Below are 11,880 nucleotides of genomic sequence, written 5' to 3'. Positions count from 1 at the left end.
ATAGAAAAATAGCTTAGAGAAACCGCTTACAATTTTAGATTATATATGATTCATTACGAGAAATCTATCATTTACTTTTCATATTTGATAGAATTAAAAAAATATTTAGGAGGCTTTTAAAATGGCATTTACTGAATCTGATGTATATAATAACGAATCGTTTTTAGAGCAATATATGCAGCGAAGATATCGAGAAAATAGTCCAAACGAATCCCTTGAAAAACCAGCATTCTTTCAGCTCATTGGCAATGTAACAGGAAAACAAATCCTCGATTTAGGTTGTGGTGATGCTAAATTCGGCGAAGAATTATTAGAACATGGATGCCACTCTTACACTGGTATTGAAGGCTCCGAGCTTATGTATGAAAAAGCTAAAAAACAACTAGAAAATAAAAATGGCACCGTTCATTTTTTAAACCTCAAAGACTACACATACCCTCCTTCTACTTTTGATTTAGTAACATCTAGACTTGCCTTACATTATATTGAACACCTTGATATCATTTTTCAAAATGTGTTTCAAACTTTAAAAACAAACGGAACCTTCACCTTTAGCGTTCAACATCCCGTTATTACCTCTTCATTTGAAAGCTTGCAAACGAGTGGTAAAAGAACTAGTTGGCTCGTCGATGATTATTTCAAAACAGGAAAACGAGTTGAGCCATGGATTGATCAAGAAGTTATTAAATATCACCGGACTACGGAAGAATATTTTACATTATTACAACAAGCCGGATTTACGATTACAAACTTAAACGAAGCTACACCAAATCGAAACTGTTTTCAAGATGAAGAAGAATATGAACGACGTTTACGTATTCCCCTTTTTCTATTATTTTCTTGCCGAAAATAAAGTGAAACTTTAATCAGTGGGGGATGTTCATCCCCCACTGATTATTAGCCCTCACCAATCGGGCTTTTACAGGCAGTTGATCCCCCAACCAGCTTCTTTGCTTTCGCTGAATTTTGAGATGGGGATCTTACTGTCCTCAAATAGCGGGGTAAAAAAGACGATGAATCCTCATCGTCTTTTTTCGTTATCTCATCGCTTGAACAGCCTCTTTAAGTACACGTCTTCCTCTTCCATGTGGGATACAGAGCGGTGTCCCGAATAACGGATCAGCGCTTATTTGACACTCCATACGGAATACATCCCGAACTAACTTCTGGTCAATAACTTCTTCTGGTTTACCTTGCGCATATATTTGTTTATCTTGAATAGCTACAATATTGTCTGCATAACGACATGCCAAATTTAAATCGTGCAATACCATAACAATCGTTCTTTGCTCTGTTTCATTTAATTCGAATAATAAATCTAACACTTCAATTTGGTGCGTCATATCTAAATATGTAGTCGGCTCATCAAGCAAAATAATATCTGTATCTTGTGCAAGGGTCATTGCAATCCAAGCACGTTGACGTTGTCCACCTGAAAGGGCATGAACATCACGCTCAGCAAATTCTGTCATACCCGTTGCAGCAAGCGCTTTTTGTACCATTTCCTCATCTTTTTCGGACCATTGCTTCAGCCATGTTTGATATGGATAACGTCCTTGCTTTACAAGTTGCAATACTGTAAGTCCTTCTGGAGCTTGTGGCCCTTGCGGTAAAATTGCCATTTGGCGAGCAATTTGCTTCGTTTGCATACTTTGAATTGCTTGATTATCTAACAAAATGTCACCGGTTGTTGGCTTTAATAATCTAGCTAGTGAACGTAATAAAGTTGATTTCCCACAACCGTTAGAACCGATGAAGATTGTAATTTTCCCTTTTGGAATTTCTAAATTCAGCTCATCAATAATAATCGTTTCACCATACGACAGCGTCAAGCGTTTCGTCTCCAATGCTTTTTGCATATTAATCTCCCTTTATGAATTCCGACTTTTATAAAGTAAATAAATAAAATAAGGTGCACCAATTGCTGATGTAAATACCCCTGCTGGAATTTCAAGTGGTGTGAAAACTGTACGCCCAATTAAATCTGCAGCGAGTACTAGAATTGCACCGATAATCGCCGCAACTGGGAGCAATGCACCGTAGAAAGAGCCAACTAATCTTCGCGAAATATGAGGTGCCATTAAACCAACAAATCCAATTCCTCCTGCAAAGGCAACTGCCCCGCCAATTAAAGCTGTACTAAGTAACAACATAAATACACGCGACTTCGTTAAAGGAACACCAAGTCCCACTGCTATATCATCCCCTAGCTCTTGTGCATTTAAATGTCTCGCAGCGATAAATGATATTGTCGTTAAAATGAGAACCCACGGCGCAAGTACCATAACATTTTGCCATGAAGAACCGTAAACAGTACCTGTGATCCATACATTCGCTTGACTTGCTTGATAAATTGGTGCTAACAACATAAATAAAGTTGTTGCTGCTTTCGTTAATGCCCAAAATCCAACACCAATTAAAACAAGACTAATCGGTGATAACCCGTCATTTCTCCATGCAAATAAATATACAAACAACGCTACAATCGTTGCACCAGCAAAAGCTGCTAATGGCATATAATGAATGCTTACTGTTAGCGCATTATTTTTATCACTAAATATAGCTAAAAATAGTACAACTGCAACACTTGCCCCGCCCGTAATCCCAATGATATCAGGAGAAGCCAGTGGATTTCGAACGAGCCCTTGTAAAATACAGCCCGCTACAGCAAGTGCGATTCCTACAAGGATGGCAATTAAAATACGCGGCATACGAAATTTATTTACAACCATATTTGACATCGCATCGCCATTTCCCGTAATCGCTTGCCATACATCATAAGGAGCAATTTTCATATCTCCCATACCTGCACTCGCAAAAAATAATCCTATTAAAACAACTAGTAAACTAAACAAGACTAGAACAGCTCGTTTATACATTAAAAACGAGAGCCCACCTTTTCCTATACGAAACGGAATATACTTCTTCATTTGCTAAGCCCTCTCTTACGTGCAATATAAATAAAGAATGGGGCCCCGATAAATGCTGTCATAACCCCTACTGGTACTTCTTGTGGCATAATGACATATCTAGCTGCTATATCAGCTAAGAGTAATAGTATTGCACCTAACAAGCCGCTATACGGTACTCTCCACCTGTGATCTACTCCAACAAGGAATCTGGCAAAATACGGAGTAACAATACCAATAAATCCAATTGGACCAGCGACCGCAACTGAACCACCAGACAGCAATACAATAATAAGTAGTACGAATGATTTCATTAAAATTGTTCGTTGTCCAAGTCCTTTTGCAACGTCTTCCCCCATCATTAATGTGTTTACTTTCCCTGCCATCATAAGAGATGCGATCCAGCCTATTAATAAATATGGGAATACAGATTGTAAAATTTCTAACTTTCTTCCTTGCACAGATCCGGCAAGCCAAAATAACACTTCTTCAAATGCTTTTTCATTTAAAACAAGTAACCCTTGTGTTAATGATGAAAATAACGCACTGATTGCAACACCTGCTAACGTTAACTTAAGAGGTGTTGTCCCTTCTTTTCCTAAAGAACTAGAGGCGAATACAAGTACTGCTGCAACTGCCGCTCCTAAAAAGGCAATCCAAGTGAAAGCCGATAAAGACGTAACGGAAAAAAGTACAATTGCTACAACTATAAAGAACGCAGCGCCTGAATTTAATCCAATAAAATCTGGAGAAGCAAGCGGATTCTTTGTTAAAGTTTGCATTAAACAACCCGCAATGGCTAAACTAGCACCAACACTAGCTGCAATTAATGCCCTTGGTAGACGCACATTTTGAATAATAATATGTTCATTGGAACCATTAAAATGAAAAAAAGCATCTATCGCTAATTTCCAACTCGTATTTGTATACCCGAAAATAATACTTCCCCAAATACAAATAACGACTGCAATGATTCCAACAAATAATCCAATCCATTTTGCTTGATTTGTTTTTAATAACATGCAGCGTTTCCCCTTCAATGTATAATGATACGTTGTAAGTGTATTTCAACTTAATTCTCATTGTCAATGATAATGAGAATTATTTTCATTGACAAATGGACCATGAAGTATTACTATCATGCTTGCTATTGAAAAAACTTCTCAGTATGTAGGGGGTACATAATGAAATTTATGCGAAAGAACTCGTTTACAGTATTTGTATTTTTACTAGCCTTTTCATTACTTTTAAGTGCTTGTGGAAAATCAAATACTAAAGAGGAAACAAAAGAAGATACGAAAAAAGAAATGATTAAGGTTGAACATGCAATGGGTAAAACAGAAGTTCCTGCTAATCCAAAACGTGTAGTTATTTTAACAAATGAAGGAACTGAAGCTTTACTTGAGTTAGGGGTAAAACCAGTTGGTGCTGTAAAATCTTGGACTGGTGATCCGTGGTATCCACATATTAAAGACAAAATGAAAGATGTAAAAGTTGTTGGTGATGAAGGACAAGTTAACGTTGAAACAATTGCTTCTTTAAAACCTGACTTAATTATCGGTAACAAAATGCGCCACGAAAAAGTGTACGAGCAACTAAAAGCAATCGCACCTACTGTGTTCTCTGAAACATTACGCGGTGAATGGAAAGATAACTTCACATTTTATGCAAAGGCTTTAAATAAAGAAAAAGAAGGTCAAAAGGTTTTAGCTGATTACGAAAAACGTATGAAAGATTTGAAAGGCCAACTTGGCGATAAAGTAAATCAAGAAATTTCTATGGTACGTTTTATGCCTGGTGATGTTCGTATTTATCATGGCGATACATTCTCTGGTGTTATTTTAAAAGAACTTGGATTTAAACGTCCTGGAGATCAAAACAAAGATGATTTCGCCGAACGTAACGTATCTAAAGAGCGTATTTCGGCAATGGATGGCGATGTATTATTCTACTTCACATTCGATAAAGGCAATGAGAAAAAAGGTTCTGAACTAGAAAAAGAATATATAAACGATCCTCTCTTTAAAAACTTAAATGTAGTAAAGAGCGGAAAAGCATACAAAGTTGACGACGTTATTTGGAATACAGCTGGTGGTGTAATGGCCGCTAACTTACTACTAGATGATATTGAAAAACGCTTTGTTAAATAATTTTATTCTAACCAGCTCCCTCTTTTATGGAGCTGGTTTTTTCATTTCACTGAAGTGTCACATTATTTCATTTTGTATTTTTATTACCGATATGTTATATTATAAAAGTAAATATAGTTTATTTTCTCTATATCAGAATAAATATTCTAATCTAAATTTTCTGATTTATCACTATTTTACTTTCTTTTAGAATTCAATTACTACATTTGAAAACGCTTATTATCTTGTTTTCAGGGAAAAATACAATAACGGTTGAAGAAAAATAGATTTTTTCAGAAATTTTCTTGCTATTTCCATATAATTCTATTGACTTCTAAATATTTTGTGAATTAAAATAATTACATAAATATCCGTTATACAGGATTAGGGGGAAACAAACATGGATGCAGCTTTAAAATTAGACAAAGCTGGAGAGCAACAATCACCAAAAAAACATCCACCAGGATTATATTTGTTGTTCTTTACAGAAGCATGGGAAAGATTTAGTTATTACGGAATGCGTGGCTTATTAGTTCTTTATTTAACAACGAGCTTAGTAAGTGGCGGTTTAGGATTTGATAAAGCAGTTGCAGTTCAAATTTACGGTATTTTCACAATGCTTGTATATTTCACACCGATTATTGGTGGCTGGTTAACTGACCATTTCATTACGAAACGACATGCCATTACCATCGGCGGTATCATTATGGCGATTGGTAACTTCGTACTATTTTCAATGAACACGAAAACTGGACTATTTTTAGGATTAGGATTATTAGTTATCGGTAACGGATTCTTCAAACCAAATATCTCGACTTTACTAGGTCAATTATATAGCGACAACGATTCTCGTCGTGATAGTGCCTTCACTATCTTCTACATGGGAATTAACTTAGGAGCTCTTATCGCTCCATTCATTTGTGGTTACTTCACAGATTATAGATACGGTTTCTTAACAGCTTGTATCGGTATGATTATTGGACAGATTGCCTTTAATTTCTTAGCACCTCGTTACTTAGGGTCTATCGGAACAACTGTTGTCGGTAAAAAATCTAAAGAACAAAATGCAAAACCTATTGAGAAAAAACCTTTAACAACACAAGAGAAAAAGCGTACAACTGCAATTTTAATTTTAACTTGTTTCGTTGTATTCTTCTGGGCAGGATTTGAACAAGCTGGTAGTTCTTTAACACTTTACACAGATAAGTTCGTGGATCGTACAATTGGTGGATTTACAATTCCAACACCTTGGTTCCAATCTGTAAACCCACTATTCATTATCTTACTAGCATTACCAGTTTCTGCATTATGGATTAAACTTTCAAAAACAAAAAATGGTGATTTAAAAATCCCTACAAAAATGGCTTTTGGTATGATTTTACTAGGAATCGGGTACTTAGTTTTAACTTTAGCTGTTCTAAAAACTGGTAGCGATGAAGGTAACATTACAATGAAAGCAAACTTACTATTCATTGTATTCACTTACATGTTCCACACAATCGGTGAATTATTCTTATCACCAATCGGATTATCTATGGTAAGTGCAATCGCACCTCTTAAATTAGCATCTTTATTAATGGGTGTATGGTTAGCTGGTACTGGCTTTGCAAACTTATTAGCAGGACAATTAGCTGCTTTCACTCAATCTTTAGGATATTTAGAAGTATTCGCAAGCATCGGTGTTATCGTAATCGTGCTAGGATTAGTACTTCTTATGTTCTCTAAGAAAATTGCACATATGATGGAATAGTGAATAAAAAAGACGCTTCTACAATTAGAAGCGTCTTTTCTATTACATCTCTTCTAAAGCCGTCACATCCACGTGAACGCTCTCTCCTGGGTTGGATACGTCATACACTTGAGCACTACCCTTCTGCTCATCACAGCTCTCAATCCATACGGGGACTCCCTCGTATGTAACATCAATTCTACTTGAAGAAGATAATATCTGTTTCACACGTTTTACATCCATTATATTATTCCTCCTTTGGCTTACAACACTCCTTTCTATCTTTTCATATCCCTTCAGAATATATTCCGTCAATTTAGTACTTCAACCGATAGTTTGTTTCTTTCTAACGCGCTAATATATACGCTCTCAAATCTTCCTATTATTAGATCCTTTCCAAATAAAAAAAGACGTATATTTCACACGTCTTCTTTCCGTAATATTCAAAAATTAAGAAAATAATGTTTTTACTACTTCACTTACTTTATCGTTATGAATTTGATAGTACACTTCTAACCCGCGTCTCTCAAAGCGTACTACTTTATTTTGTTTTAATTTCGTTAAATGCTGCGAAACAGTTGATTGCGGAATTTCTAATACCTCTTGTAATTGTGTTACATTACATGTTCCACGCTGCATCAGTTCCATTACTAAACGTAGACGAAGTGGATGAGCTAATGCTCTTAACATCTGTACGTCTTCTTCTGAAATACGACAGTCAAATTGGTTTTGGTTCATAAAATTCCCCTCATTTTCATTTTTTATTTTCTTTTTATTTATTTATATATCTGTTCTTATATTTCCTGTTACGACATAACTTTATCAACCTATAATGCTGAGAAAATTTTCCGACTTTTATCAGCACACAGTTCAAGAAAAAATCCCACCTGATTTTGAATATTATACTATATGATACAATAAAAAAGCAAAACAAAGGGCTAGCAATACTTTGCTTACAAACGTTGTTTTATCAGGCTTTTTGTTATATTTTCACCTTACTGAAATGTACAGTAATGATATTGTAAAATATCGTCCATAATTGATAACCTATCGTAAAGTAATTTGACCATATTTAACCACTTTGTTACGATAAAAAGGAAATTTAAGTAAGGAGGATGATGTAATATTAAAAAATGGTTTATTATTGCGTTAATTAGCATTGCGGTTGGCTGGACTATTATCGATCACTTCCTATTAGACAACAAAGAAGATATAGCTTCAAAATCAAACACCCCCATTGGAACTGAAGTTGGCAATGTTGCCCGCAATTTCCTTCTAGAAACAACCACTGGTCAAGAAGTTCGTCTTACAGACTATAAAGGAAAAAAAGTAATATTGAATTTTTGGGCAAGCTGGTGTGGTCCATGCAAAATAGAAATGCCTGATATGGAGAAGTTTTATCACGATACTAAAGATATGGGGATTGAAATTGTCGCTGTAAATGCGACAGCTACTGAAAAAGACCCGAACAATGTAAAACAATTTCTTGAAGAAAACAAATATACCTTTCCCGTCCTATTAGATCAGAAAGGACAGGCAAGTGCCGCATATCAAATTATCAGTATTCCAACATCTTTTGTCATCGATTCAAACGGTGTCATTCAATATAAGCATGTAGGACCAATGACATATGAAAAAATGAAAGAATATGTAAATAATTTATAAAAGCGTAATCAAATCAATTTGATTACGCTTTTTGTCTACTTTATGAACAAAATGTTACTTTTAATACTATTATGGAATAATTATACTTTTTCACGTTGACAATAGTGTTGAAGGAGAATATACTAAGCATGTAAGTTGATTGTGAATAGTTTCACAAATAATGTGAATTTCTTCACATATAATAGATAGGAGTTGTCATTATTATGAGTACTTGGACACAAATTTATGACCCATTAAACAATATTTGGTTATCTGCACTAATCGCAGCACTCCCAATTTTTTGCTTCATTATTTGTTTAGTGGGATTCAAAATGAAAGGTTACATGGCTGGGCTTTATAGTGTGATCGTCGCTATTATTCTTGCTATATTTGTTTATAAAATGCCCGCAACTGTAGCTGTAGCATCTGCCGGATTCGGTGTTTTATCTGGATTTTATCCAATTTGTACTATCGTTATCGCAGCTATCTTCCTTTACAAATTAACTGTTAAAACAGAACAATTCAATGTCATTCGTGATAGCATTTCAAGTATTACAAATGATCAGCGTTTACAAGTATTATTAATCGCTTATTCTTTCGGTGCTTTCTTAGAAGGCGCAGCTGGTTTCGGTGTTCCAGTTGCTATTACAGCTGCATTACTTGTAGGTATGGGCTTTAATCCATTAAAAGCAGCAGGTATTTGCTTAGTAGCTAATATCGCTGGTGGCGCTATGGGTGCTATGGGTATTCCAGTTACAGTACCTGCACAATTAACTGGGCTAGATGCATTAACTGTCGGTCGTCAAGCTGTTTACATTTTGCCATTCATTAGCATTGTTTTACCGTTCTTACTTGTTTCAATGGTAGATGGATTTAAAGGCATTAAAGAAACTTGGCAAGGTATTCTTGTAAGTGGTGTTTCTTTCGCAATTACTCAGTTCCTTGTGACTTATTTCTTAGGCGCTGAACTTACTAATATTTTCGCAGCAGTCGTAAGTATGGTCGCTCTTACATTATTCTTACGTGTTTGGCAACCAAAATCTTCTGCTAAAGAAGAAAAACAAGAAGAAAAAGAATCTCATACATTCAATCAAATTTTATATGCTTGGTCCCCATTCGTATTCTTAACTGCATTTGTAACAATCTTTAATTTAAAACCAATTAAAGCTTTATTTGCTCCGGATGGTCCATTGGCAAACTTAGTATTTAACATTCAATTCCCTGGTCTTCATAATGCGGTTATGAAAACTGCACCAATTACAAAGGCTGATACACCTTTCGCAGCGATTTTCAAACTAGATGTATTCTCTTCTACAACTACTGCGATTGTATTAGCAATCATCGTTTCACTTATCGTCTACCGTGTAAACGGCAAAATGATTAAAGAATTAATGATCGAAACAATAAAAGAACTAAAAGTTCCAGTATATACAATTTGTAGCGTTATCGCTTTAGCTTACGTAGAAAACTACTCTGGTATGTCATCTACACTTGGACTTGCATTCTCTTCTACAGGAAATGCATTCCCAGTTCTTTCTCCAATCTTAGGATGGATTGGCGTATTCATTACAGGTTCAGTCGTATCAAGTGGTTCATTATTCGCACCACTTCAAGCAGTAACTGCCGATCAGTTAAACATCGTACCATCTACTCTCGTTTCATTAAACGTAGTTGGTGGTACAATCGCAAAAATGGTTTCACCACAATCTGTAGCAGTTGCTTGTGCAGCAGTTGGACTAGTTGGTCAAGAATCTGCTCTATTTAAAATAGTAATGAAATATAGTTTAATCTTCTTAGCTATTATTAGCTTACTTCAATTAAACGCTGTATTTAATATCTTCTAAAAAAAAGCACCGATCCAAATGGATCGGTGCTTTTTACATTACATTTTTTTAGTCTTTAATAAAGAAGCACCAGCAATTTCAGGATGCGTCATTTCGTATGGATCCAAAATAATATCAAGCTCTTCTGCTGTAAGTACACCATGTTCTAAACATAGCTCCCTAACAGATTTTCCTGTCGCAATTGCTTCACGTGCAATGCGAGAAGCTGCTTCATAACCAATATGAGGATTCACTGCTGTAATAACTCCAACACTTTTTTCAACATATTGCTTAAGCAACTCTTCATTCGCTGTAATTCCCTTTATACAGTATTCACGGAATACACGGAAACCGTTATTCATAATACTGATGGATTGAATTAAATTAAATACTAATACCGGCTCCATTACATTTAACTCTAATTGTCCAGCTTCTGACGCTAAGCAAATTGTATGGTCATTTCCAATTACTTGGAAAGCAACTTGGTTAATTACTTCTGCCATAACTGGATTTACTTTCCCCGGCATAATAGATGAACCTGGTTGACGAGCCGGTAATTGAATTTCCGCCAACCCAACACGTGGACCAGACGCCATAATACGAAGGTCATTTGCAATTTTAGACATATTCATCATACATACTTTTAGTGCTGCAGATACTTCTGTATATGCATCTGTGTTTTGCGTCGCATCAACTAAATGCTCTGCACCAACAAGAGGGAAACCACTAAAAGTTCGTAAATGCTTCACAACTTGTTCTATATAAGTAGGGTTTGCATTTAATCCCGTGCCGACAGCTGTCGCACCCATATTAACTTCGTATAAATGTTGACGAGACTGTTTAATTCTTTTTATATCACGCTCTAGCACTCTGCTATATGCTTCAAATTCTTGTCCAAGGCGAATTGGAACTGCATCTTGCAAATGCGTACGCCCCATTTTAATAACGTGATCAAATTCTTTTGCTTTATCATGAAAAGCAGAGTGAAGTTCTTCCATTGTAACAAGAAGTTCTTCCAGCATCATAAGAGTTGCTATATGAATCCCAGTTGGGAACGCATCATTTGTTGATTGGGCCATGTTCACATGAGTGTTTGGACTAATTTTCGCATATTCACCTTTTTCGTATCCCATACGTTCTAGCGCTCTATTAGCAATTACTTCATTAGTATTCATATTAATTGAAGTCCCTGCTCCGCCTTGAATCGGGTCTACGATAAATTGATCATGGAACTTTCCATCAACAATCTCTTGTGCCGCTTCTGCAATTTCTTGTCCGATATCTTTAGCTAAGTAACCTGTATCTATATTCGCAAGCGCTGCCGCTTTTTTTACAATTGCCATTGCCGTAATGAGTGACGGATGAATGCGGTATCCTGTAATAGGAAAGTTTTCTACGGCACGTAATGTTTGTACACCATAATAAGCTACACTCGGTACTTCCTTTTCACCTAAAAAATCTTTTTCTATACGTATATCCTTCGTTGCTATCATTTTTCATCACCTATACTTTTCATTCTAAATCCTTATCTAAAGAATTCGCCCTATAAAATACGAGTATCATTAAATGAATTCTTCAGTATCCACTTTCACTATATAGCACCTTTTTTGAAAGCGCAAACATTTATTTTTCTATATATACTTTTT

11 protein-coding genes are annotated in these 11,880 nt (G+C 35.7%); 5 read left to right on the top strand and 6 right to left on the bottom strand.

What is annotated here, in order from left to right; translation table 11 throughout:
• Window positions 1-121: 121 nt before the first annotated feature.
• Window positions 122-853 (top strand): class I SAM-dependent methyltransferase, encoded by a 732-nt coding sequence (locus ABH957_RS22790; RefSeq protein ID WP_113937890.1) that lies wholly within the window; start codon window positions 122-124, stop codon window positions 851-853.
• Window positions 854-1,037: 184 nt separating this feature from the next.
• On the opposite strand, the gene ABH957_RS22785 is transcribed toward ABH957_RS22790, so the two are convergent.
• Genes ABH957_RS22785 through ABH957_RS22775 form a run of 3 tightly spaced genes read right to left on the bottom strand, consistent with a single transcriptional unit; the run spans window position 1,038 to window position 3,931 of the window.
• Entirely contained in the window at window positions 1,038-1,859 is an 822-nt protein-coding gene (locus ABH957_RS22785; protein ID WP_002134356.1) for an ABC transporter ATP-binding protein, read from the bottom strand.
• 12 nt (window positions 1,860-1,871) lie between these two features.
• Window positions 1,872-2,930: a FecCD family ABC transporter permease gene (locus ABH957_RS22780; RefSeq protein WP_113937889.1), complete on the bottom strand. Its 1,059-nt coding sequence runs from the start codon at window positions 2,928-2,930 to the stop codon at window positions 1,872-1,874.
• Window positions 2,927-3,931, bottom strand: a complete 1,005-nt coding sequence (locus ABH957_RS22775) for a FecCD family ABC transporter permease (protein ID WP_404448603.1) — start codon at window positions 3,929-3,931, stop codon at window positions 2,927-2,929. The genes ABH957_RS22780 and ABH957_RS22775 overlap by 4 nt, the downstream gene beginning before the upstream one ends.
• Before the next feature lie 162 nt (window positions 3,932-4,093).
• Between ABH957_RS22775 and ABH957_RS22770 the strand changes: the two genes are divergently transcribed.
• Together ABH957_RS22770 and ABH957_RS22765 are read left to right on the top strand one after the other, a co-directional pair.
• A complete protein-coding gene (locus ABH957_RS22770; RefSeq protein WP_404457165.1) occupies window positions 4,094-5,059 on the top strand; it encodes an ABC transporter substrate-binding protein in 966 nt (321 codons plus the stop codon).
• 379 nt (window positions 5,060-5,438) lie between these two features.
• The gene (locus ABH957_RS22765) at window positions 5,439-6,788 is read left to right on the top strand and encodes a peptide MFS transporter (RefSeq protein WP_061674012.1); all 1,350 of its coding nucleotides are present in this window, start codon (window positions 5,439-5,441) and stop codon (window positions 6,786-6,788) included.
• A 42-nt stretch (window positions 6,789-6,830) separates the two neighbouring features.
• Here the strand turns inward: ABH957_RS22765 and ABH957_RS22760 are convergent, their stop codons facing one another.
• Together ABH957_RS22760 and ABH957_RS22755 are read right to left on the bottom strand one after the other, a co-directional pair.
• Window positions 6,831-7,010 (bottom strand): acid-soluble spore protein H, encoded by a 180-nt coding sequence (locus ABH957_RS22760; protein ID WP_002010492.1) that lies wholly within the window; start codon window positions 7,008-7,010, stop codon window positions 6,831-6,833.
• A gap of 207 nt (window positions 7,011-7,217) precedes the next feature.
• The gene (locus ABH957_RS22755; RefSeq protein ID WP_001075217.1) at window positions 7,218-7,505 is read right to left on the bottom strand and encodes an ArsR/SmtB family transcription factor; all 288 of its coding nucleotides are present in this window, start codon (window positions 7,503-7,505) and stop codon (window positions 7,218-7,220) included.
• Between the two features lie 387 nt (window positions 7,506-7,892).
• On the opposite strand from ABH957_RS22755, the gene ABH957_RS22750 reads away from it, so the two are divergent.
• Window positions 7,893-8,432 (top strand): redoxin domain-containing protein, encoded by a 540-nt coding sequence (locus ABH957_RS22750; RefSeq protein WP_321146562.1) that lies wholly within the window; start codon window positions 7,893-7,895, stop codon window positions 8,430-8,432.
• A gap of 203 nt (window positions 8,433-8,635) precedes the next feature.
• Entirely contained in the window at window positions 8,636-10,255 is a 1,620-nt protein-coding gene (locus ABH957_RS22745) for a lactate permease LctP family transporter (protein ID WP_113937886.1), read from the top strand.
• Window positions 10,256-10,293: 38 nt separating this feature from the next.
• Here ABH957_RS22745 and aspA read toward each other — a convergent pair whose 3' ends face one another.
• Complete coding sequence (aspA, locus tag ABH957_RS22740; RefSeq protein WP_002029742.1) at window positions 10,294-11,727, bottom strand: aspartate ammonia-lyase; 1,434 nt, start codon at window positions 11,725-11,727, stop codon at window positions 10,294-10,296.
• Window positions 11,728-11,880: the final 153 nt, after the last annotated feature.

Origin of the sequence: Bacillus sp. RC242 (assembly GCF_044908245.1) — a bacterium.
GTDB lineage: Bacteria > Bacillota > Bacilli > Bacillales > Bacillaceae_G > Bacillus_A > Bacillus_A mycoides.
Note: the sequence above shows the minus strand (reverse complement) of the source record. Positions and strands in the feature narration are given on the sequence as shown.

Excerpts from the sequence above, each read along its gene's own strand:
- ABH957_RS22790 (WP_113937890.1), top strand. The coding sequence starts at position 122 with ATGGCATTTACTGAATCTGATGTATATAATAACGAATCGTTTTTAGAG.
- ABH957_RS22785 (WP_002134356.1), bottom strand. The coding sequence starts at position 1,859 with ATGCAAAAAGCATTGGAGACGAAACGCTTGACGCTGTCGTATGGTGAA.
- ABH957_RS22780 (WP_113937889.1), bottom strand. The coding sequence starts at position 2,930 with ATGAAGAAGTATATTCCGTTTCGTATAGGAAAAGGTGGGCTCTCGTTT.
- ABH957_RS22775 (WP_404448603.1), bottom strand. The coding sequence starts at position 3,931 with ATGTTATTAAAAACAAATCAAGCAAAATGGATTGGATTATTTGTTGGA.
- ABH957_RS22770 (WP_404457165.1), top strand. The coding sequence starts at position 4,094 with ATGAAATTTATGCGAAAGAACTCGTTTACAGTATTTGTATTTTTACTA.
- ABH957_RS22765 (WP_061674012.1), top strand. The coding sequence starts at position 5,439 with ATGGATGCAGCTTTAAAATTAGACAAAGCTGGAGAGCAACAATCACCA.
- ABH957_RS22760 (WP_002010492.1), bottom strand. The coding sequence starts at position 7,010 with ATGGATGTAAAACGTGTGAAACAGATATTATCTTCTTCAAGTAGAATT.
- ABH957_RS22755 (WP_001075217.1), bottom strand. The coding sequence starts at position 7,505 with ATGAACCAAAACCAATTTGACTGTCGTATTTCAGAAGAAGACGTACAG.
- ABH957_RS22745 (WP_113937886.1), top strand. The coding sequence starts at position 8,636 with ATGAGTACTTGGACACAAATTTATGACCCATTAAACAATATTTGGTTA.
- aspA (WP_002029742.1), bottom strand. The coding sequence starts at position 11,727 with ATGATAGCAACGAAGGATATACGTATAGAAAAAGATTTTTTAGGTGAA.